Source organism: Rhodococcus sp. ZPP, from assembly GCF_017656075.1.
In the GTDB taxonomy this organism is placed as follows: domain Bacteria; phylum Actinomycetota; class Actinomycetes; order Mycobacteriales; family Mycobacteriaceae; genus Rhodococcus_F; species Rhodococcus_F oxybenzonivorans.
Map to the genome: position 1 here is coordinate 3,371,706 of NZ_CP058638.1, position 20,144 is coordinate 3,391,849.

Consider the following 20,144-nt stretch of genomic DNA (forward strand, 5'->3'; position numbering starts at 1 on the left):
TCCTTTCCACCCATTCATCGATCGCGGGTCGGTGTTCGAAACCACGCCCGCGGCAGCAGACGGTCGGCCGCGACGACACGTGACGACGGAGGGAAGTGATCGATCAGTTGCGCGCCGTGCGGCGCTGCCCGGCGCACCCATCTCCGAATGTAACGAGTTCATCACGTCCCCACGGGGAACGTTCTACCACAGAACTTCACCGACTCTTACTTTCGAGTAACATGCGCACCACTGATCTCGTACGTTCCCGTTTCTGCGGGTTGATCAGCGGCCCAGGCTACACAGAACCGCGCGGCGCAGTCGAGATCGTGGCGGAGTCGAGGCATCGGTCACCCGTATACGGCGCAGCCACCGGGGGCTCTGCCCGCCGGTGGCTGCAACGACTTCGGTGTGGATCTGCGCCCGATACCTACACGTCGAGGAAGCGAACGTCCTTGGCGTTACGGGTGATGAAGCTACGCCGGGCCTCCACGTCCTCGCCCATGAGGACGCTGAACAGTTCATCGGCGGCGGCGGCGTCGTCGAGGGTGACGAGACGCAGCACACGCACCGTCGGATCCATGGTGGTCTCCCACAATTCCTTGGCGTTCATCTCGCCGAGACCCTTGTACCGCTGGATGCCGTCGTCCTTGTTGATCTTCTTGCCGGACTCGAGACCGGCCTTCACCAGGACGTCCCGCTCGCGGTCGGAGTACGCGAACTCCGGGTCGCTGCGCTGCCACTTGAGCTTGTAGAGCGGCGGTTGCGCGAGGTAGACGTGACCGTGCTCGACGAGCGGGCGCATGAAGCGGAACAGCAGCGTGAGCAGCAGCGTTGCGATGTGCTGGCCGTCGACGTCGGCGTCGGCCATCAGCACGATCTTGTGGTACCGGAGCTTGGCGATGTCGAACTCGTCGTGAATTCCGGTGCCGAACGCAGTGATGATCGACTGGACTTCGGTGTTCTTCAGGACACGGTCGATGCGCGCCTTCTCGACGTTGATGATTTTTCCGCGCAGCGGCAGGATTGCCTGGTACATCGAGTCACGCCCCGACTTGGCCGAGCCGCCTGCGGAGTCACCCTCCACAATGTAGATCTCGGATTTGCTGGGGTCGTTGGACCGGCAGTCGGCGAGCTTGCCCGGTAGACCACCGAGGTCAGTGGCGCTCTTGCGACGCACGAGCTCGCGCGCCTTACGTGCCGCCACGCGCGCCTGCGCCGAGGACACCGCCTTGTTGACGATGGTCTTCGCGTCTGCGGGGTTGGCCTCGAACCAGTGCGACAGGTGCTCGTTACACGCCTTCTGCACGAAGGACCTGACCTCGGTGTTGCCGAGCTTGGTCTTGGTCTGTCCTTCGAACTGCGGCTCGGACACCTTCACCGAGATGATGGCCGCGAGACCTTCACGAATGTCGTCACCGGTCAGCTTGGGGTCTTTCTCCTTGAGGAGCTTCTTGTCGAGCGCGTACTTGTTGACCGTTGCGGTCAGCGCCGACCGGAAACCCTCCTCATGGGTGCCGCCTTCGTGGGTGTTGATCGTGTTGGCGAACGTGTGCACCGACTCCGAGTAACCGGAGTTCCACTGCATTGCCACCTCGAGCTCGTGGCCGGTGCCCTTGGCGGTGAACCCGACGACGGAGTTGTGGATCGGCTGCTTCGTGCGGTTGATGTGCCGCACGTAGTCTTCGAGACCGCCCGGGTAGTGGTAGATGCGGGTCTTGACCTTGTGGACGGCGGGGGACTGCGCCTCGGCGGATTCGTCCTCCGCGGTCTTCGGCGCTTCCGCGACCTGGCTGACGACCTCCTCGGTGACCTCGGCGTCGCTGACGCGCTCGTCGGTGAGCGTGATCGTCAGGCCCTTGTTCAGGAATGCCATTTCCTGCAGGCGCCGCGCGACCGTCTCGAAGCTGTAGGTGGTGGTCTCGAAGATGTTCGAGTCGGCCCAGAACCGGACGGTCGTTCCAGTTTCCTTGGTGGGGTCGCCCTTGACGAGCTCGCCGGGCTTGGAATCCGTGTAGGTCTGGGTCCAGCGGAAGCCGTCGCGCTTGATGTCGACCTCGAGGGTGGTGGACAGCGCGTTCACCACGGAGATACCGACACCGTGCAGACCACCGGAGACGGCGTACGAGTCGGAGTCGAACTTTCCGCCGGCGTGCAGCTGGGTGAGGACCACCTCGACGGTGGGAACTCCGGACGCGTGCATTCCGACCGGAATGCCACGACCGTCGTCGACGACCTGGACTCCGCCGTCCTCGAGAAGGGTGATCTCGACCTTGCTGGCGTAGCCGGCCATGGCCTCGTCGACCGAGTTGTCGACGACTTCCCAGATCAGGTGGTGCAGACCGCGTTCACCGGTGGAACCGATGTACATACCCGGTCGCTTACGAACTGCTTCGAGTCCTTCGAGGACGGTGATGGAAGAAGCGCCGTAGTCCTTGCTGGAGGTGCTTTTGTCTGACTTCTGGGCAGCCACGGGTGGGTAGCTCTCCTTCTCCGTCCAATACCCGGCACACGCGTCCGCCGCCCTGTCCGGGCCTGCGGAGAACGAGAGTCGGGAATCTTGCCGCTAGTTACCTCGGCCATCATACTGGTACGCCACGGCCACAAGAGGGCTATGACACCCCTGAGCGGCCCGTAGGCGAATTTTCAGGATGGTTCGGGGGTGAAAACCTAGGCCGAACGGCCCTGAGATTCGTCAGGCGCCGCGCTCCTCGACATCGCGGAACGCCCGCTCGTCGAGATCGAGGACGAACTCCGCCGTGAGCTGGGCAATGTCCTCCGCGTGCGAGATCGGTGACCAGTGTCCGGCGTCGATGTGACGACGTCGCAGGTCGGGCGCCCATTTCTCGGTGTCCTCGTAGCCCACCGGGCGCACTGCCTTGTCTCTGGCGTTGAGAATCAGCTGAACCGGCACGTCCGTGTAGCGGTCGCGGGGCCTGCCGAGACACGTCCTGATATTCGCCCGGTAGAGCTTCAGACCGTTCACCATGTCGTCCGCCAGCGTCGGGCCGGGCTGCACGAGCGCTGGGTCGAGTCCGTCGAAAAATTTCAGGAATGCCGGCCAGTGACGCGAGAACCACAGCCGAAGCGGCAGTGTGGCCAGCCCGGGAATCTGGAACAGAACCGTGTAGGCCGACGCCACCGCCTGGGCGAGCGGTCCACCGAAGCTGCGGTCCGATATCCGGCGGCGCATCCACTTGCCCAGGTGATCGAGGTTGGGCCCGGACACCGACGTGAAGGACGCGATCCGCTCGGCGGCCCCCTGCTCACAGACGGCTTCCCACGCCTCCACCGACCCCCAGTCGTGGGCGAGGACGTGAACCGGCTTACCCGGGCTCACCGCGTCGATGACCGCGAACAGGTCACCCGCCAGCTCGGGCAGTCGATAGTCCGCCACGCGGGTGGGCACGGTGCTGTCCCCTGCCCCGCGACTGTCGTAGCTGATCACCCGGAAACGCTCCGCCAGGAAGGGCACCACGCGTTGCCACAACTCATGGGTGTCCGGCCAGCCGTGTACCAGGACGATGGTGTCGCCGGCAGGATTGCCCTGTTCGAACACCGCGAGTTCCACGGGTCCGTTGGAAATCCGCACGGCAGTGCCGGGGATGTGTGCACTCATGAAGGGTCCTCGACTCTTTCGAAGCTTTGGTGTCGTCGGTGTCGTCGGTTCACAGGTCGAGGACGAGACGACCGCCCTCGGAACGGGAGACACAGATGAGCATTTCGTCCTGTTGTTCGGTGTCGGTGAGCCGGTTCTCACGGTGTTCCGCCTTGCCCGCCAGCACCTTTACCCGGCAGGTACCGCAGAAACCCTGCTGGCACGAATATCCGACACCGGGCAGCCTGTCCTTGATCACGCTCAGCGCCGACTCGTCGGCGGGAACGGTCAGCACCTCGCCGGTGCTCACCAGTTGTACTTCGAACTCGCGGCCGTCGAGTACCGGTGGTGCACCGAATCGTTCGAAATGCAGCGCCGCGGCGGGACTCGACGCAAATCCGCGCCGAACCGATTCGAGCATCGGGGTGGGCCCGCAACAGTAGACCGCACCGCCGGGGACCGCACGCTCGAGCAGGTCGGTCGAGCTCGGCAGTCCGAACTCGTCGTCGGGCCGGATGAACACGCGTGAGGGGTCGAAGGTTTCGATTTCGTCGAGGAACGGCATCGATTCGCGCGAACGCCCGGAATAGACGAACTGCCAATCCATTCCGAGTTCTCGAGCCGCCCTCACCATCGCCAGGATGGGAGTGATTCCGATACCGCCTGCGACGAACAGCGCGCTGCCCTCACCGACGAACGGAAACCCGTTACGGGGACCGCGGACCGTCACCGAGGACCCGGGCTCGAGCGCGTGCATCTCGACGGAGCCGCCGCCCCCGTCCGGGATTCGCCGGACGGCGACACTGTAACCGTGTCGATCGGACGGATCGCCGCACAACGAGTACTGGCGCCGAAGACCGGAGGGCAGGTGGAAGTCGAGATGTGACCCGGGGTGCCACTCGGGAAGGGCCGCACCGTCTTCCGACTCGAACCGGAGCAACACCACGTTGGCATCGCGGGCCACGACCTGGCGGTGCGACACGACGAGCGTCATCGCGCTGTCGGGATTGTGCCCGGCAACCACCGGGTTGTACTCGTAGGCCGTGAGTACACGGAGGTACTTCTCGGCGACGGCCTCGGTGATACGCATGGCGCGGTCCGGTCGTTCTCGACCCTTGATGTCCGGCGGTGCGTCGTAGCGAGTAAGGCCCTTGGCTTTCAGGACGTTTCGCATGGAAGCGAGTTTCATCGTTGCGCCGCCTGTGCCGCCGGCGACGACGCCAGGTACTTCACCGCCTGCGCCGTCGACCCCTCGTTCGAGGGGTGGTACGACCGAGTGAAATACGTCGACATTCTTTTCGTCAGTTCCCATGCCGTGGGCAAGGTTCCACGCTTACCCGCCGCGAAGAAGTCGGACAGATGCGGCTTACGCCGATGTTCCGACCACGGGGCGAGTTCAGGATCGTTACGCATGAGGAAACGGGTTCCCCGCACCCACAGCCATACGATCACCGGCGTCACGATCAGCTGGGTACGAATGCGCCGGGATTCACGCTTGTCGAAGTACCGCATGACGTCATAGGCGACGGAGCGATGTTCTACCTCCTCGGCACCGTGCCACCGCAGCAGGTCGAGCATGGTCGGGTGCACGCCCGCGCGATCGAGACCCTCGGCATTGAGCACCCAGTCACCGAGGAATGCAGTGATGTGCTCGATGGCGGCGATGACGGCGAGGCGCTCGATCAAGTGGTTCTTTTCCCGCAACCCGGTCAGTGGGCGCGGTCCCAGAATCTTCTTGAAGGTCCATTCCATCTGATCGGTGAAGGGCGTGGGATCGAGGCCCTTCTCCTTCAGATGAATCAACACCCCTGAGTGGGCGTTGGAGTGCATTGCCTCCTGGCCGATGAAGCCCACGACGTCGTCACGCAGTTGCTCGTCCTCGATCAGGGGCAGCGCCTCCTTGAACGTGTCGACGAACCACTCCTCTCCTGCGGGGAGGAGAAGGTGCAGAACGTTCAGAACATGCGTGCTGAACGGATCGCCCGGGATCCAGTGCATAGGGAGGTTCGACCAGTCGAACTCGACGTTTCTGGCCTGCAACAGGATGTGATCCGGTTCCGGGATCGCCGTTCGGTTACGCGGTGCAGTCGGGGCGGACATTCGGTTACTCCTTCGTGCCGACCACTGAGCCACGCGGATTCGATGTGGCACAGTTCACTCAACAACTCGAGGTAACTGTAACATCGGGTATCAGATACGGCCAGGGCCTGTCACCGAATCAGCTCAGCCGTAGGTGTCCCTCGGCCCGCGACCGCGCACGTGTCGCTCACCCTTTCGCCAGCTCGGAGCAGAGGGGCCGGTGATACGCAGTGACTTCACGACGCCGTCACCGACGGCCGCGGCAATCTTCGCGAGTATCTGTGATTGCATCATTCGCAGCTGGGTAGCCCACGCAGTCGACTCCGCGGACACACTCAAGATTCCGTCACGAAGCCCGGTCGGCTCGGCGTGCGAGGCAATGTCCTCACCGACAACCTGCGTCCACCGGCCCAGAACCGTCCCCTCGGACACCTTGGGTGCCCAGCCTCGTTGTTTCGCGAGTGCGCTCGTCAGCGCACCGAACGGCTGCGGATCACGATCGTCGGGCCCCGGACCCGACCACCCACGCCGGCGACGGGCACGCAGGCTCCGAACCCCCGTTCCGGAACGCCGACCCTGGCCCACAGATTTACCGCTCGCCTTTGCGGCGGCCCGTGCCTCCTCGAGGGCGCGCCGGGCGAGGTCGACACCCTTCAACTCCGGTTCCGGAGTCTCCGCGGGGGTGGGGTCATGACCCTCCGTCATCAGGCAGCTCCTTACTCTTGTCCGTAATCTGCGAGATGCGTCCTCGATCCGTGTCGCGGGCCTCCACACCGAACCGGACGGCATCGAGTTCTGCAGGAACGTCCTCCGGCACCGCTGCGGTGATGAGTACCTGTTCGGCGTCCACGGCGACGCGGGCGAGCGCACTGCGACGACGCCGGTCCAGCTCCGCGAATACGTCGTCCAGCATCAGAACCGGATCACTGCCGTCTGCTCGCAGCAACGCGAACGCCCCCAGTCGCAGAGACAAGGCGAACGACCAGGACTCCCCGTGGCTCGCGAACCCCTTGGCAGGTGTGTCGCCGAGCTGCAATTCGAGATCGTCGCGATGAGGTCCGACCAGGCACACCCCCCGCTCGATCTCCTTCGACCTCATCACCGACAACTCGTGAAGGAATCGCTCCTCGAGAAAGGCGACGTCATCCTGCGCGGGATTCCGTGACGGGTCGGAGAAGTCCGGCGGGAGGGACGAGCCGAGGCTCGAGCGGTAACGGATACTTGCCGGTCTGGATTCGGGAGCGAGCGATCGGTACGACTCCGCCAGATGAGGGGCGAGGTCGTGGACGAGTTGTAGCCGCCCGGCGAGCAGTTGAGCACCGTGCGCGGCCAGATGCCCATCCCACACCTCGAGGGTCGCCAGAGCGCTTGCGCCGTCCTCACTGGCGGAAGAGCCGCTGCGCGAGACCCGCCGCAACGCACCACCGGCCGTCTTCAGCAGCGCCGACCGCTGCCGTAGGACACGGTCGTAGTCCGCACGCACCGCCGCCATCCGCGGGATCCGGGAAGTGAGGAGTTCATCGAGGTAGCGACGCCGATCTCCCGGGTCGCCGCGAACCAAGGACAGATCCTCGGGGGCGAACAACACCGTCTGCAAGATCCCCAGAATCTCGCGCGGACGACGAGTCGGCGATCGATTGATCCGGGCCTTGTTGGACTTACCCTCGATCAGTTCGACGTCCACCGTCAGTTCCCGACCGGCATTGACGACGGTCGCGCCCGCGAAGGCCTGTCCGGTACCCGTCCTGATCAGCGGAGCATCCGAACTGACTCGATGCGACGACAGGGTGGACAGATATCCCAGCGCCTCGAGCACGTTCGTCTTGCCGTGCCCGTTGGGACCGACGAAGACGGTGCACCCCGGACGCAGGTCGAGGCTCAGTGCGTCCCAGGACCGAAAGTCTCTGAGCGAGAATGCGCGGACGAACACCTATGTTCCAGAGCCGGTTTCCGGCTCGCCCACGGCCTTCTTCACAGCGTGTCCACCGAACTGGTTGCGTAGCGCGGACACCGCCTTCATGGCCGGGGAATCGTCCTGCCGCGAGGCGAAACGCGCGAACAGCGCCGCCGAGATCACGGGCGCCGGAACGGCATGGTTGATCGCTTCCTGCACCGTCCAGCGGCCCTCACCGGAATCCTCTGTGTACCCGGAGATTTCCGCGAAATCTGGGTCGTCACCCAGCGCCTTGACCAGAAGTTCGAGCAGCCACGACCGCACGACGGTGCCCTTGGTCCACGCGCGGAGAACACCGTGAACGTCGGTAACGAGCTCTTCGGCCTCGAGTAATTCGTATCCCTCGGCGTACGCCTGCATCAGGCCGTATTCGATGCCGTTGTGAATCATCTTCGCGTAGTGGCCGGCTCCGATCGGACCTGCGTGGACGAAGCCGTCCGCCCGCTCTCCTTCGGGGCGAAGCGCATCGAAGATCGGAAGTGCCCGTGCGACATCGGCTTCCGCGCCACCGACCATCAGCCCGTAACCGTTCTCGAGTCCCCAGACTCCGCCGGACACACCGCAGTCCAGGTAACCGATATTCCGGGACGCCAGCATCTCGCCGTGCACACGGTCGTCGGTATATCTCGAGTTTCCACCGTCGATGACCAGGTCCCCGGACTCGAGCACGGTCGACAGCTCCGACACGGTGTCCTGGGTGATCTTCCCCGCCGGAACCATCACCCACACGACTCGCGGAGACTCGAGTCGCTGCGCGAGTTCCGTCAGGGATGCCACGTCGGTGACCTCGGGACGAGGGTCGTAGCCGACTACCTCGTGACCGTGCGCGCGCAGACGCTCACGCATGTTGAATCCCATTTTCCCGAGTCCGACCAACCCGACCTGCATCGTGATCTCCGTCCGCTCGTGAGACTTCTTCCGACAGTGACCCTTTCGCTTCCAGCGACGCGTCAGCCGGGGAGGCGGACCGGCATCAGCAGGTAGGTGTACGCGCTCTCGGGCGCCGAGAAGTTACCCGAATCGTCCGGCTCGATCTCTTCTTCGGTGGCGGGGCGCAGCACGGCGGGACGGCTCGGGGTGGTGAAACCGAACAGCACCTCCTCGCTGTGGAGCGAGGAGAGTCCGTCGATCAGATAACCCGGGTTGAAGGCAATGGTCAGGGGCTCGCCGCGGAAAACCGCGTTGAGGCCTTCCTCGGCCCGGCCCGCGTCGTCACCCCCGGCCGAGAGGAGGAGTCCCTCGGCAGAGAACTGGAGGCGGACCTGTGCGCCACGCTCCGCGACCAGCGCCACACGCTTGATGGCCTCGATGAGCGGGGCAATCGGGGCGGTCGCCATGGCGGTGTGCTCGGACGGCAGGAGCTGGCGGAACTTCGGGAACTCGGCGTCGAGGAGTCGGGTGGTGGTGCGGCGTCCGTCGTTGACGATGCCGAGAAGTCCGTCGTTGCCGACGGCGGAGCCGGAACCCAGAGCGAGCTCGACGGGCGAAGTAGCATCTCCGGCAAGAGTTTTGGCCGACTCGGACAAGGTCTTGGCAGGGATGAGGACGGCAGCCGACGTGTCGGGGTTGGTGGGCGACCACTCGAGTTGCCGCACGGCGAGACGGAACCTGTCGGTAGCGGCGAGCACGATCGTGCTCTTCTCGATCTCGACACGAATGCCCGTCAGCATCGGCAGAGTGTCGTCTCGGCCTGCAGCGACCGCCACCTGACTGATTGCCTCGGAGAACAGGTCAGCGGGGATGGAACCAGTTTGCTGGGGCAACTGCGGGAGCTGGGGGTAGTCCTCGACCGGCATGGTGGGCAGCGAGAACTTGGCACTTCCACAGGCGATCAGAACGCGTGTGCCTTCGAGGGTCACATCGACCGGCTTGTTCGGGAGGGCCTTCGTGATGTCAGCCAGCAGCTTGCCGGACACCAGGACCTGTCCCGTACTGCCGACCTCTGCCGCAACCCGCACCTGGGCCGACACCTCGTAGTCGAATCCGGAAACCGTCAACCCTTGTTCGGTTGCGTCAAGGAGAACCCCGCCGAGAACCGGGACAGGGGGTCGCGACGGCAGACTGCGGGCGACCCATGCCACTGAATCAGCGAATTCTTCCCGGGAGACGCGAAACTTCAGGCTTCCAAGCTCCATCGCCGGGTTGTTCCTCTCGGTAGCACGGTTGGTCGGCACGGTCGAGCCGTGACCACTGGCACTGCAGTCTTTCACAGAGCGGCGATGCATAACCGTAAGCCCTCGAGGACGAACTTGAAAGCGGAACGCCCCGGTCCTCGAGTCCCCGGCGGGGGCCTGTGAACCGACTCGATCCCCAAGCCTGTTTTGAAAGAGTTTCTTAGAAGAAATATTCAGAAGTACTATTAGGTCCTGTGGAATCTGTGGACGAACGGCCTTAGGCGCTGGTCGGTCCGCCCGGCCCCATGGGGAATTCTCGAGGACAAACTCGAGGACCAATCAGGCACCCGTGTGGACTACTCGAGGTTGTTCAAAGTTCTGCACGTTCTGTCCACAGAGATTCCCCGTCATCCCCACACTTATCCACAGGTGTGAATGCTTTTCCCCAGGTCTCGGCGTCGGCGTGTTGCACCGGTGTGTCGCGCGCCCGCTCGGTGCGCCCACCCTCGAGTACCCCCTCGAGCCGACGCTCGAGCAACCCCTCGAGGGCGACCTCGAGGAAAGGGCTCGAGGAGGCCCTCGAGGGACGCCTCGAGCCACCCGCCGTCGCCGGCCACACCCCTCACGACGACTCGTGCCCCGGCAATCGAACTACCGGGGCACGAGGAGGCAGGGCGACGATCTACCGCTTGGAGCGCTGCTTGATGCGGGCTGTGAGCTCCTGGACCTGGTCGTAGACCTTCCGGCGTTCCGTCATCTCCTTGCGGATCTTCTTGTCCGCGTACATGACGGTGGTGTGGTCGCGGCCGAATGTCTGACCGATCTTCGGCAACGAGAGGTCCGTCAGCTCACGGCACAGGTACATGGAGATCTGCCGCGCCTGCGCCAGCGGACGGGCCTTGCCCGGGCCACACAGGTCGTCGATCGACATGTTGAAGTACTCAGCCGTCACGGCCATGATCGTGGCCGCATTGATCTCGAGACTCGACGAATCCGGCATCAGATCACGCAGGACTACCTCGGCCAGCGTGAGGTCCAGGGGCTGCCTGTTCAGGGAGGCGAAAGCGGTCACCCGGATGAGCGCACCCTCGAGTTCCCGGATGTTCCGCTCGATCCGGCTGGCGATCAACTCGAGGACGTCGTCCGGCACCTCGAGCCGGTCCATGCGGGCCTTCTTGCTGAGGATCGCAATGCGGGTCTCGAGTTCGGGCGGCTGGACGTCGGTGATCAGGCCCCATTCGAAGCGGGTGCGGAGGCGTTCCTCCAGCGTGGCGAGCTGCTTCGGCGGTCGGTCGGAAGACACGACGATCTGCTTGTTCGCATTGTGAAGCGTATTGAAGGTGTGGAAGAACTCCTCCTGGATACCCTCTTTACCCTCGATGAACTGAATGTCGTCGACCAGCAGCACGTCGGTCTCACGGTAGCGACGCTTGAACGCCACTTTCCGGTCGTCCCGGAGGCTGTTGATGAAGTCGTTGGTGAACTCCTCGGTGGATACGTACTTCACCCGCATCCCTGGGAAGAGACGTTGCGCATAGTGACCGGCCGCATGTAACAGGTGGGTCTTGCCGAGGCCCGACGCGCCCCACACGAACAGCGGGTTGTAGGCGCGGGCAGGAGCCTCGGCGATGGCGACGGCGGCCGCGTGCGCGAAGCGGTTCGACGAGCCGATGACGAAAGTGTCGAAGGTGTACTTCGCGTTCAGGCTGTTGCCGCCCGTCGCTGTGGGCGCCGGTCCCGTCGGTGGCTTCGTGAAGTAGGACGGCCACGACTCGTGGACACTCGCGAGCGCCTCACTGTCGTCGTCGACCTCTTCGAAGTCTGTGGTGTCGGAGTAGGGCTGGTCTTCACCGGAGCCGAATCGGCGACGGCGATAGGTGCCCGCACTGGTGGCCGACGGCTCGAGATGCCGGGGAGTGTGCCGGTGGTCGGGTTCGGGTCGGTGGTCCCGGGGAGGAGGATCGGAGTCGGGTTCGTTGTCGACCGGGGCTGCGATTCGAACGCCGAGACCCTCCACTTGTTCACCGAGGTGCCGGCCCAGCGCGTGGAGGATCGGTTCACGAAGATCCCGTTCGATCGCTTCCTGCGCGAAAGGCGACGGAACCGAGAGCAGAGCGAAACCCTGGGCCAGTGTCAACGGTTTGACGAGTGCCAACCATGCCTTCTGGCCACGCGTCAACGGCGGCAGATCGCCACCGGGTGAATCGGACGTGAGGTCAGCGACGACGTCGATCCAGATCCGTGCGAGCGCATTCGGATCCTCGTTCACGTGGTTCCTCCCCAGTTTGTCGAGATGTCGGTGCCGTCGCCGAGGTGGAATTGGGCGTTCCCCGACCTGAGGATGGACCCCGTACGGACCTACGAATATGCCATCTGAACTGTGTTTCCACACAATTATCCACAGATGTGGACAAAGCTTGGAGGACTGGTGTGAAGACGTCGTTACGAGGTGAAACTTCCAGATTTACCGCCCTGAACTGCGGTTTTGCGCAGGACGTCTGGATGAAGGGGGTGGACCGACCCGGGATGTGACGTGCGTCAGCAACCCTCGGGGTGACCGAAGGCGGGACACCGTCTGTGCCCTGTGGATGAATTCTGGTGAATGTGCAGATGAGAACGGTGAAGTCGAGAGCTGGGCACTCGATCAGGGTTCATCGGCGAGACCATGCTTCAACGCTAGCAACAGTGTCGGCAACCTCACAGCGGTTTGGCACATCGGAAGTTGGGGTGCAAGCATTTATCGAACCTCGGCGTGTCGGTCATCCCGTTCGCAGAGGAAGTGCAGGTGAGCGAGTTTGACCTGACCGGGAGTCATCAGTACTCTCGAACAGTCACCCTGTGGTGAGGTGGCGGTATCGTGCTGGATTCAGTCCAGCGGCGATGTCGTGTGTCACTGCTGGTTGACCACCTGAGTTTTCGACCATGTTAGATCCAGGACGCCGGGAGGCGTCGATGAATTTCGAGGAGTGTTGACCGTGGCCAAGGGCAAGCGGACGTTCCAGCCGAACAACCGACGCCGCGCGCGCGTTCACGGCTTCCGTCTTCGTATGCGGACCCGTGCGGGTCGTGCAATCGTTTCGGCGCGTCGCCGTAAGGGCCGCGAATCCCTCACCGCCTGATCCCGATACTGGGTTCAGGAGCTCGGGGTGTTGCCTGAGCCGTACCGATTGCGTCGTCATTCAGACTTTTCGTTGACTGTACGACGCGGTCGCCGGATGGGAAGACGCGATCTGGTTGTCCACGCATTCGACCGTGGACAGACAGATGAGCTGGTGAGTAGCGGCGGTCCACGATTTGGACTGGTTGTGAGTAAGGCTGTCGGGCCGGCGGTGATTCGACATCGAGTCGCACGCCGGCTTCGTCATATCTGCATCGACCTGGTGGGTGCTGTTCCAGCCACCACCGATGTGGTGATTCGGGCTCTTCCGGGAGCCGCGACTGCAAGTAGCCGGGATCTGGACAAGCAACTTCGTGCAGGTCTCTCCCGATTGGATCTTCTTGCGCATGAGTAACTTCGCATGAAAAGCGCACTCGACGAGTCGCGAGCCGCGGTGGCGGGTGCCGATACCCCGACGACGTCCACGTGGGCGACCATCCGTGCCCTGCCGGCGCGAATCCTTATCTTTCTGATCGAGTTGTACCGGACATATGTGTCGCCCCTGAGGTTGCCGACCTGCCGGTTCACACCCACCTGTAGCGAGTACGCAGTCGAATCCCTGCGCACCCACGGGGTTCTCAAAGGTCTTGTCTTGACGGTGGTCCGGCTGGCGAAATGTGCGCCCTGGCACCCTGGTGGGTGGGATCCCGTGCCCGGTGGGCCGGATTCGGTCCCTCACCAACATGCGGGTAGCCGTCATCCGGGTAGCCGTCACCACTGTCCGGTGAACGTGGACGAACAGAGGAGTACATAGAGCCGTGCTCGACTTCATTTACTATCCGGTGTCCGGGATCCTGTGGGTCTGGCACAAGGTTTTCGGGGCGATTCCCTTCCTGGGACCGGACAGTGGCTTCACGTGGGCCCTCTCCGTGGTATTCCTCGTCTTCACCTTGCGCGCCATCCTGTACAAGCCTTTCGTCAAGCAGGTGCGTACCACGCGCCAGATGCAGGAACTGCAACCGCAGATCAAGGCACTGCAGAAGAAGTATGCAGGTGACCGCCAGCGGCAGGCCGTCGAGATGCAGAAGCTCCAAAAAGAGCACGGATTCAACCCGATCATGGGCTGTCTACCCGTGCTTGCTCAGGCGCCTGTGTTCATCGGTCTGTTCCACGTTCTTCGGTCGTTCAACCGCACCGGTACCGGTTTCGGACAGCTCGGCATGTCGGTCGAGGACAACGCGAATACGCCGAACTACTTCTTCAGCGTCGAGGACGTCCAGTCCTTCCTGAGTGCCCGACTTTTCGGTGCACCGATTTCGGCTGCGATCACCACCCCGTCGGATCAGCTCGAGGCGTTCGCGATCTACGGTCCGGTCCCGACCATGCTGAACATTGCAGCGGTTGCTATCCCGCTCATGGTCATCGCGAGCGTTGCGACGCACTTCAACTCCCGCGCCTCCGTCGCTCGACAGAGCCCTGAGGCCGCCGCGAACCCGCAGTCCGCGATCATGAACAAGCTTGCGCTGTGGATTTTCCCACTGGGCGTCCTTGTCGGTGGCCCCTTCCTCCCCATCGCAATCCTTCTCTACTGGGTGAGTAACAACATCTGGACCTACGCGCAGCAGCACATCGTCTTCCGGAAGATCGATGCGGAAGAGGAAGAGAAGAAGCAGGCAGCGCTGGCTCGTCGAGCGGAGAACGCCCCGAAGCCAGGTGCGCGCCCCAATCTTTCGAAGAAGAAGAAGGCTGCGGTAGACGGAGCCCCGGGCGAACCAGAGGTCGTCGACGGAGTGGTGGAAGACGACGCCTCCGAACAGTCGACGGGAACTGTGAGCGGTGACGGTTCACCGACGGGCACGTCGAAGCCGAAACCCGGTGCCCGGCCTCAGACGAACCGCGGAAAGTCCCCTAAGCGCAAGCGGCGCTGATTCAGAAAAGAGAACGAGTATGGCTACTGAGCCTGACATCGCAGTGGACGGAGATGAGACAGACGTGACGGCTCCGACGCAGAACCCGGACACCGAGGTTGACTCCGATTCTGACGACTACCTCATCGAGGAAGGCGAGATCGCCGGCGACTACCTCGAGCAACTCCTCGACGTGCTCGATTTCGATGGCGATATCGATCTGGACGTCGAAGGCGATCGAGCAGTCGTCAGTATCGACGGGGGTGACGATCTCACCAAGTTGGTCGGCCGCAAAGGTGAGGTACTCGACGCACTCCAGGAGCTCACACGCCTTGCTGTGCAACAGGCAACGGGTGAACGCAGCCGACTGATGCTGGACATCGCTGGTTGGCGTGCCGGGCGTCGCGCGGAACTCACCGAGTTGGGTGCGTCCGCAGCACGCCGCGTGCTCGAGACCGGCGAACGGGAGGAGCTCACTCCGATGACCCCGTTCGAGCGGAAGATCGTGCACGACGCTGTTGCCAAGGTCGCTGGGGTCTCCAGCGAGAGCGAGGGCGCCGAGCCGTCGCGTCGCGTAGTCGTGATCAAGGACTGACTCAGCACACCACATTCGGAAGGCGGGCCCAGGGTATCCCTGGGCCCGCTTTCTTTCGTTCCGGCAACGCCAATCGGTGTCTCTCGTTTCACGTGAAACACACCAGACCCTCCCCTCCCCCACCTGAGTCGTCGGCCGGACGGCACGTGCACCGTCACTCACTGCAAGACATGGTGACGATCCACGGCCCTCGTGCGTGCAACTGCTGACGTGAAGCGCAGGACGGCCGTCCCGGACGGGCTGGGTAGGAGGAGACATCCGCAACTGCCGATTTTGCGAACTCGTCCTGGACCGGAACCGGTGAGTCGAGTCGACGTGCGTGGTCGTGACTCGACGAAGGACTGGTGCCACGCGCGTTAGGGCCTGGGGCCGGAGGGGCGTCGGTTGGCGGCACCGGCGAAAGGAAGGGGTTCTGGTCGATTGAGTTCCGCTGCAGCGAACCCGGGCGCCCGGGCCACCTTGCCCCGCGTCATACATCCACCGAGGGTGCCGACTGCCTACGACCCCGTGATCGTGATGCTCGTTTCGATCGAAGCGCGCGAAGGTGTGTGCCCGGAGCGTCGAAGCAGGCTGGTCTCGGTGTTGGCATGTGCGCCCCGCGGCAGGCGGTCGATGGTCCGGGATTCCTCTGGTTCAGGTGAGCCGGGCCGTGCCAGTACGAAAAATTGCCGAAACATTGAGTCGGTTTCCGGCCATCCAACCACCCATCGGAGTTTCGTCACTGTGATGATTCCGATTCGCCCTCGTCGACGCGCCGCAATGGGCGCGTCTCGGGATTCGTAAGGCAATCGGAGATACAGCGTTCGTGGCGGCAGCAGCGCAGGATTGGAGGGCGACGATGTGACTTCTGGTGTCATAGCCTCGTCAGCCGAGTAGTTCGAATCGTATGCTCCGTCCCGGGGGCGATGTTTCACGTGGAACCACCAATGGTGGCCGATGATGTTTCTCGGACTGACACCGCCCGAGAAACTTGCCGAACGGCCGTTCGGAGAAGAGACCTCGCACCTCCACACGCCGGCCGCGCTGTGGTGATGCCTGAACTCGGGGGCACCTGCCGCCGGCACAGCGGCAGCCGAGCTTCTTCGCGTTCAATTTAGTGTCCGGTAGCTTCTAGGCCGCCGAACGGGAACATCGGTTCCCGGCAGCGCGCTCATCACGTCCCGGCAGGGCGCCCAGCGTCGCCGGTACCGCATGCCGCCGTCCTACCCACTGATTGTCGACGCCGGGCGCGCGGGTTCACCGACGCCGAGCTGAAGTTGAGGATGCGCCCAAATTGGGTGAAACCCTCGCAGTTTGGAACGCGAGGTCCGCCACAGCTAGTCAATGTTTCACGTGGAACCGGCGTCATTGCGGTACATCTGTGTCGAGGGTTGAAATCCGACGTAGAGATGCGCTTCAAGTCCTAATCGACTTCGCTAGGCCGGGCCGGGCCATGCGTATCCGCAGTGAAGTCGGAGACGATGCCGCGAAGCGTGTCAGCATGTTCCACGTGAAACACAGGCCGGATGCGACCCCTATTGGCCCCCACGGAACAGACGTCGCGGCGTGTGTCCGAGGGCCGCGCACACACGGCACCGCTTCCAATCGGGCACGGAAGCTGATGCCTCAAAGATCTAGAACTCTCGACCGCGAGCAAGGCGGTAGCACAGCTTTCATCGTGCGCCGCTGATCGCCTGCTGTCCGTTCGGCGCCGGGTTTTCACCTATAGCCCCTCCCCTCCCCCACCCTGGGTGTGGCGGTCTAGACACTGTTCGGCGTTGCGAGTGGGTGTTAGGGGACGCAGGCGGGAATCAGGGCGGATAATGGAGAGGCTGAGTTTGTAGAAGATGAGCTCTTCGCGGGAGGATGTTTCACGTGGAACCGAATGGTGAGAAGCCGGCCGACTGGGACGAACAAGCGGCGGCTCGCCAGGTGTTCGGTGAACGATTCGACATCGCGGAGCGGTACTACAAGTCTCTCGCAAGTGACGGTGTAGAGCGTGGCCTGATCGGGCCACGAGAGGTTCCTCGCCTGTGGGAACGGCACCTTCTCAACTGTGCAGTGATCGGTGAGTTGATCGCTGAGGGCGAGTCCGTGGTGGATGTCGGCAGCGGAGCGGGACTGCCCGGTATTCCGTTGGCGATTGCCCGTCCCGACTTGCGGATCACCTTGGTCGAGCCCCTGCTGCGACGATCTGTATATCTTGCGGAGTTCGTCGAGTCGAACGGTTTGGATGTGTTGGTTGTTCGTGGTCGCGCGGAAGAGTCTGGCGTGGTGAAAGAAGCCGGTGGCGCGGACGTTGTCACATCGCGGGCAGTGGCACCGTTGGAGAAGTTGGCCAAGTGGTCGCTGCCGTTGATCCACGAGCATGGGAGAATGCTTGCACTGAAGGGTTCGAGCGCGGCCGACGAGATCGCCCGCGACCGTGCCGCTTTGACTCGGCTGGGTGCTGGCAAGCTGGACATCGTGGAATGTGGAGTGGGTCTTCTTCCGGTTCCTACCGTGGTGGTTCGGGCAGAGCGTGTACCGAAACGCCGTCAGCGCCGATGAGACACTCGGGCGACGGATGCGGAGTGAGTATGTCGAGTAACGAGCGATTCCCAATCGAAGGAGTAATCAATGTCGGGTGGGCCTGAATCCGCCGTTTCACGTGAAACAGTTTCACGTGAAACCGAACATCGATCCGACCACGCGACGAGCTCGGGAAACGGAGACGACGGATTCACGGCTCCGTATAACGGCATCTCCGTCGAGGAGACTCCGATTGGCGCGGCCGCGCATAGAGCCAGCCAGGTACTCCACCCCCACTCCGTGACGCTACCCAAACCGCCGGAGCGCCGGATTCTCACAATCGCCAATCAGAAGGGCGGGGTCGGCAAGACCACAAGTGCGGTCAACCTCGCCTCCGCTCTCGCAGTGCAGGGCCTGACGGTCCTCGTGATCGACCTCGACCCCCAGGGCAATGCCAGCACCGCCCTCGGAGTGGCCCACCATTCGGGTATCCCGTCGAGCTACGAACTGCTCCTGGGTGAGGTAACCGCCGCCGAGGCGATCCAAACGAGCCCACACAACGAGCGACTCTTCTGCATCCCGGCGACCATCGACCTCGCCGGCGCCGAGATCGAGCTGGTGTCGATGGTGGCCCGCGAGGGCCGGCTGAAGGGGGCGCTGTCAGAAAAGGCGCTCCGAGATATCGACGCCGACTTCATCCTCATCGACTGTCCTCCATCGCTCGGCTTGCTCACGGTGAACGCGATGGTCGCGGCCAAGGAAGTTCTGATTCCGATCCAGTGCGAGTACTACGCGCTCGAAGGCGTCGGTCAATTGCTGCGGAACATCGAGTTGGTACAAGCCCACCTCAATCCGGACCTGCATGTCTCGACCGTGCTACTGACGATGTATGACGGACGAACGAAGCTCGCAGACCAGGTGGCAGCGGAAGTCCGGTCCCACTTCGGAGACGCCGTCCTCCGCGCGGTCATCCCCCGAAGTGTGAAGGTCTCCGAAGCGCCCGGATACGGGATGACGGTGTTGGACTACGACCCCGGTTCACGTGGCGCGATGAGCTACCTCGACGCGGGACGTGAACTCGCAGCGCGCACAGCACAGATCACGAAGCAGGAGCAGAGATGAGTCAGACGCGTAAGGGTGGACTCGGCCGCGGATTGGCCGCGCTGATTCCGACCGGTCCCACGACGGCACCGGGGCTGGGCACCGCCGCCGCCGATGTAGTGATCGGCACCGACAAGCGCCACATCCCCGCCCCGCCCACCCCGAACTCGTCGACCTCACCTTCCGACAGCGACCGAGCTTCTGCATCCACGGGAAACAACGGCGATGGGAAGGTTACGAATGGGGCTGAGCCCCTCCCCTCCCCCACCGGTGCGGTGTACCGGGAAATCGCCCCGAACCTGATCGTGCGCAATCCGAAGCAGCCGCGACAGGTCTTCGATGACGAGGCGCTGGCGGAACTGGTGCACTCCATCCGCGAATTCGGTTTGATGCAGCCGATCGTGGTGCGCCCGGTCGAAGACGGCAAGTTTCAACTGGTCATGGGTGAGCGCCGCTGGCGGGCCGGCCAGGAGGCCGGACTCGACACGATCCCGGCCATCGTCCGTGAGACGGGTGACGACGCGATGCTCCGCGACGCCCTTCTCGAAAACATTCATCGGGTGCAGCTCAACCCGCTCGAGGAGGCGGCCGCCTACCAGCAGCTGCTCGAAGAGTTCGAGGTGACTCACGAGGAACTGGCTGCGAAGATCGGCCGGTCCCGCCCCGTGGTGACCAACATGATCCGCCTCCTCAAGCTTCCGATTCCCGTCCAGCGCCGCGTTGCCGCGGGAGTACTGTCCGCAGGACATGCCCGTGCACTGCTGTCACTCGAGGCCGGCGCCGACGCACAAGAGGTGATGGCCGCTCGAATCGTGGCGGAGGGAATGTCCGTCCGCGCCACGGAAGAGGCGGTCACCCTGGCGAACCGCAATGACGATCAGATTGCTCCTCCGCAACGCAGGAAGCCGATCCAGATGCCCGGACTACAGGATGTTGCCGAACGGTTGTCGGACTCCTTCGACACCAGGGTGACCGTCAGCCTCGGTAAGCGCAAAGGCAAGATCGTCGTCGAGTTCGGTTCGGTCGACGATCTGCAGCGAATTGTCGGAATGATGGAGGCGCAACGAGCCGATTCATGACTGTCTGGGCGAGGTAGAAGCACCCGCGGGTAATCCGTCACTGTGACAGCACCGGTGACAGCATCTCGGGGGCAGATCAGCGAGGACAACGAGCAGTGAAGATCAGAGGACAACACATGACTTGTAGTAGTGACATTTGGAGGCTGATCTA

At 63.3% G+C, this 20,144-nt stretch carries 17 protein-coding genes; 8 read left to right on the plus strand and 9 right to left on the minus strand.

The window, feature by feature from the left end; genetic code table 11:
- Positions 1-409: 409 nt before the first annotated feature.
- The 9 genes from gyrB to dnaA form a co-directional block, all read right to left on the minus strand.
- Entirely contained in the window at positions 410-2,452 is a 2,043-nt protein-coding gene (gene gyrB / locus HYG77_RS16035) for a DNA topoisomerase (ATP-hydrolyzing) subunit B (RefSeq protein ID WP_109325317.1), read from the minus strand.
- A 222-nt stretch (positions 2,453-2,674) separates the two neighbouring features.
- The gene (locus HYG77_RS16040; protein WP_109325316.1) at positions 2,675-3,598 is read right to left on the minus strand and encodes an alpha/beta fold hydrolase; all 924 of its coding nucleotides are present in this window, start codon (positions 3,596-3,598) and stop codon (positions 2,675-2,677) included.
- Positions 3,599-3,647: 49 nt separating this feature from the next.
- A complete protein-coding gene (locus HYG77_RS16045) occupies positions 3,648-4,766 on the minus strand; it encodes a PDR/VanB family oxidoreductase (RefSeq protein ID WP_208963231.1) in 1,119 nt (372 codons plus the stop codon).
- A complete protein-coding gene (locus tag HYG77_RS16050) occupies positions 4,763-5,677 on the minus strand; it encodes a metal-dependent hydrolase (RefSeq protein WP_109325313.1) in 915 nt (304 codons plus the stop codon). Before HYG77_RS16050 ends, HYG77_RS16045 begins: the two co-directional genes overlap by 4 nt.
- 123 nt (positions 5,678-5,800) lie before the next feature.
- Positions 5,801-6,361, minus strand: coding sequence for a DUF721 family protein (locus tag HYG77_RS16055; protein ID WP_109325312.1), 561 nt, complete (start codon positions 6,359-6,361; stop codon positions 5,801-5,803).
- Positions 6,345-7,586 (minus strand): DNA replication/repair protein RecF, encoded by a 1,242-nt coding sequence (recF, locus tag HYG77_RS16060; RefSeq protein WP_208963232.1) that lies wholly within the window; start codon positions 7,584-7,586, stop codon positions 6,345-6,347. The genes HYG77_RS16055 and recF overlap by 17 nt, the downstream gene beginning before the upstream one ends.
- A complete protein-coding gene (gnd, locus tag HYG77_RS16065; protein WP_280123312.1) occupies positions 7,587-8,564 on the minus strand; it encodes a phosphogluconate dehydrogenase (NAD(+)-dependent, decarboxylating) in 978 nt (325 codons plus the stop codon).
- Positions 8,561-9,745 (minus strand): DNA polymerase III subunit beta, encoded by a 1,185-nt coding sequence (gene dnaN / locus HYG77_RS16070; RefSeq protein ID WP_109325305.1) that lies wholly within the window; start codon positions 9,743-9,745, stop codon positions 8,561-8,563. The genes gnd and dnaN overlap by 4 nt, the downstream gene beginning before the upstream one ends.
- 661 nt (positions 9,746-10,406) lie before the next feature.
- Positions 10,407-11,993, minus strand: a complete 1,587-nt coding sequence (gene dnaA / locus HYG77_RS16075) for a chromosomal replication initiator protein DnaA (RefSeq protein ID WP_109325304.1) — start codon at positions 11,991-11,993, stop codon at positions 10,407-10,409.
- 706 nt (positions 11,994-12,699) lie between these two features.
- Here dnaA and rpmH point away from each other — a divergent pair.
- From rpmH to HYG77_RS16115, 8 genes are all read left to right on the plus strand, one after another.
- A complete protein-coding gene (gene rpmH, locus HYG77_RS16080; RefSeq protein ID WP_005263481.1) occupies positions 12,700-12,843 on the plus strand; it encodes a 50S ribosomal protein L34 in 144 nt (47 codons plus the stop codon).
- 27 nt (positions 12,844-12,870) lie between these two features.
- Positions 12,871-13,236, plus strand: a complete 366-nt coding sequence (rnpA, locus tag HYG77_RS16085; protein WP_109334762.1) for a ribonuclease P protein component — start codon at positions 12,871-12,873, stop codon at positions 13,234-13,236.
- A gap of 6 nt (positions 13,237-13,242) precedes the next feature.
- Positions 13,243-13,635, plus strand: a complete 393-nt coding sequence (gene yidD / locus HYG77_RS16090; protein WP_109334761.1) for a membrane protein insertion efficiency factor YidD — start codon at positions 13,243-13,245, stop codon at positions 13,633-13,635.
- A 4-nt stretch (positions 13,636-13,639) separates the two neighbouring features.
- Positions 13,640-14,749, plus strand: a complete 1,110-nt coding sequence (yidC, locus tag HYG77_RS16095; RefSeq protein WP_109334760.1) for a membrane protein insertase YidC — start codon at positions 13,640-13,642, stop codon at positions 14,747-14,749.
- 19 nt (positions 14,750-14,768) lie between these two features.
- Entirely contained in the window at positions 14,769-15,323 is a 555-nt protein-coding gene (locus HYG77_RS16100; protein WP_109334759.1) for a protein jag, read from the plus strand.
- Positions 15,324-17,168: 1,845 nt separating this feature from the next.
- The gene (rsmG, locus tag HYG77_RS16105; RefSeq protein ID WP_109334757.1) at positions 17,169-17,852 is read left to right on the plus strand and encodes a 16S rRNA (guanine(527)-N(7))-methyltransferase RsmG; all 684 of its coding nucleotides are present in this window, start codon (positions 17,169-17,171) and stop codon (positions 17,850-17,852) included.
- A gap of 69 nt (positions 17,853-17,921) precedes the next feature.
- Positions 17,922-18,935 carry a ParA family protein gene (locus HYG77_RS16110; RefSeq protein WP_109334756.1) on the plus strand — a complete coding sequence of 338 codons (1,014 nt, stop codon included), beginning with the start codon at positions 17,922-17,924 and terminating at the stop codon, positions 18,933-18,935.
- Entirely contained in the window at positions 18,932-19,993 is a 1,062-nt protein-coding gene (locus tag HYG77_RS16115) for a ParB/RepB/Spo0J family partition protein (protein ID WP_208963234.1), read from the plus strand. Before HYG77_RS16110 ends, HYG77_RS16115 begins: the two co-directional genes overlap by 4 nt.
- Positions 19,994-20,144: the final 151 nt, after the last annotated feature.

Bases quoted from the DNA above. Each gene is read 5' to 3' on its own strand.
- HYG77_RS16115 (WP_208963234.1), top strand. From the start codon at position 18,932: ATGAGTCAGACGCGTAAGGGTGGACTCGGCCGCGGATTGGCCGCGCTG.
- HYG77_RS16040 (WP_109325316.1), bottom strand. From the start codon at position 3,598: ATGAGTGCACACATCCCCGGCACTGCCGTGCGGATTTCCAACGGACCC.
- HYG77_RS16045 (WP_208963231.1), bottom strand. From the start codon at position 4,766: ATGAAACTCGCTTCCATGCGAAACGTCCTGAAAGCCAAGGGCCTTACT.
- dnaN (WP_109325305.1), bottom strand. From the start codon at position 9,745: ATGGAGCTTGGAAGCCTGAAGTTTCGCGTCTCCCGGGAAGAATTCGCT.
- HYG77_RS16055 (WP_109325312.1), bottom strand. From the start codon at position 6,361: ATGACGGAGGGTCATGACCCCACCCCCGCGGAGACTCCGGAACCGGAG.
- HYG77_RS16050 (WP_109325313.1), bottom strand. From the start codon at position 5,677: ATGTCCGCCCCGACTGCACCGCGTAACCGAACGGCGATCCCGGAACCG.
- HYG77_RS16100 (WP_109334759.1), top strand. From the start codon at position 14,769: ATGGCTACTGAGCCTGACATCGCAGTGGACGGAGATGAGACAGACGTG.
- yidD (WP_109334761.1), top strand. From the start codon at position 13,243: ATGAAAAGCGCACTCGACGAGTCGCGAGCCGCGGTGGCGGGTGCCGAT.
- HYG77_RS16110 (WP_109334756.1), top strand. From the start codon at position 17,922: ATGTCGGGTGGGCCTGAATCCGCCGTTTCACGTGAAACAGTTTCACGT.
- rsmG (WP_109334757.1), top strand. From the start codon at position 17,169: ATGTTTCACGTGGAACCGAATGGTGAGAAGCCGGCCGACTGGGACGAA.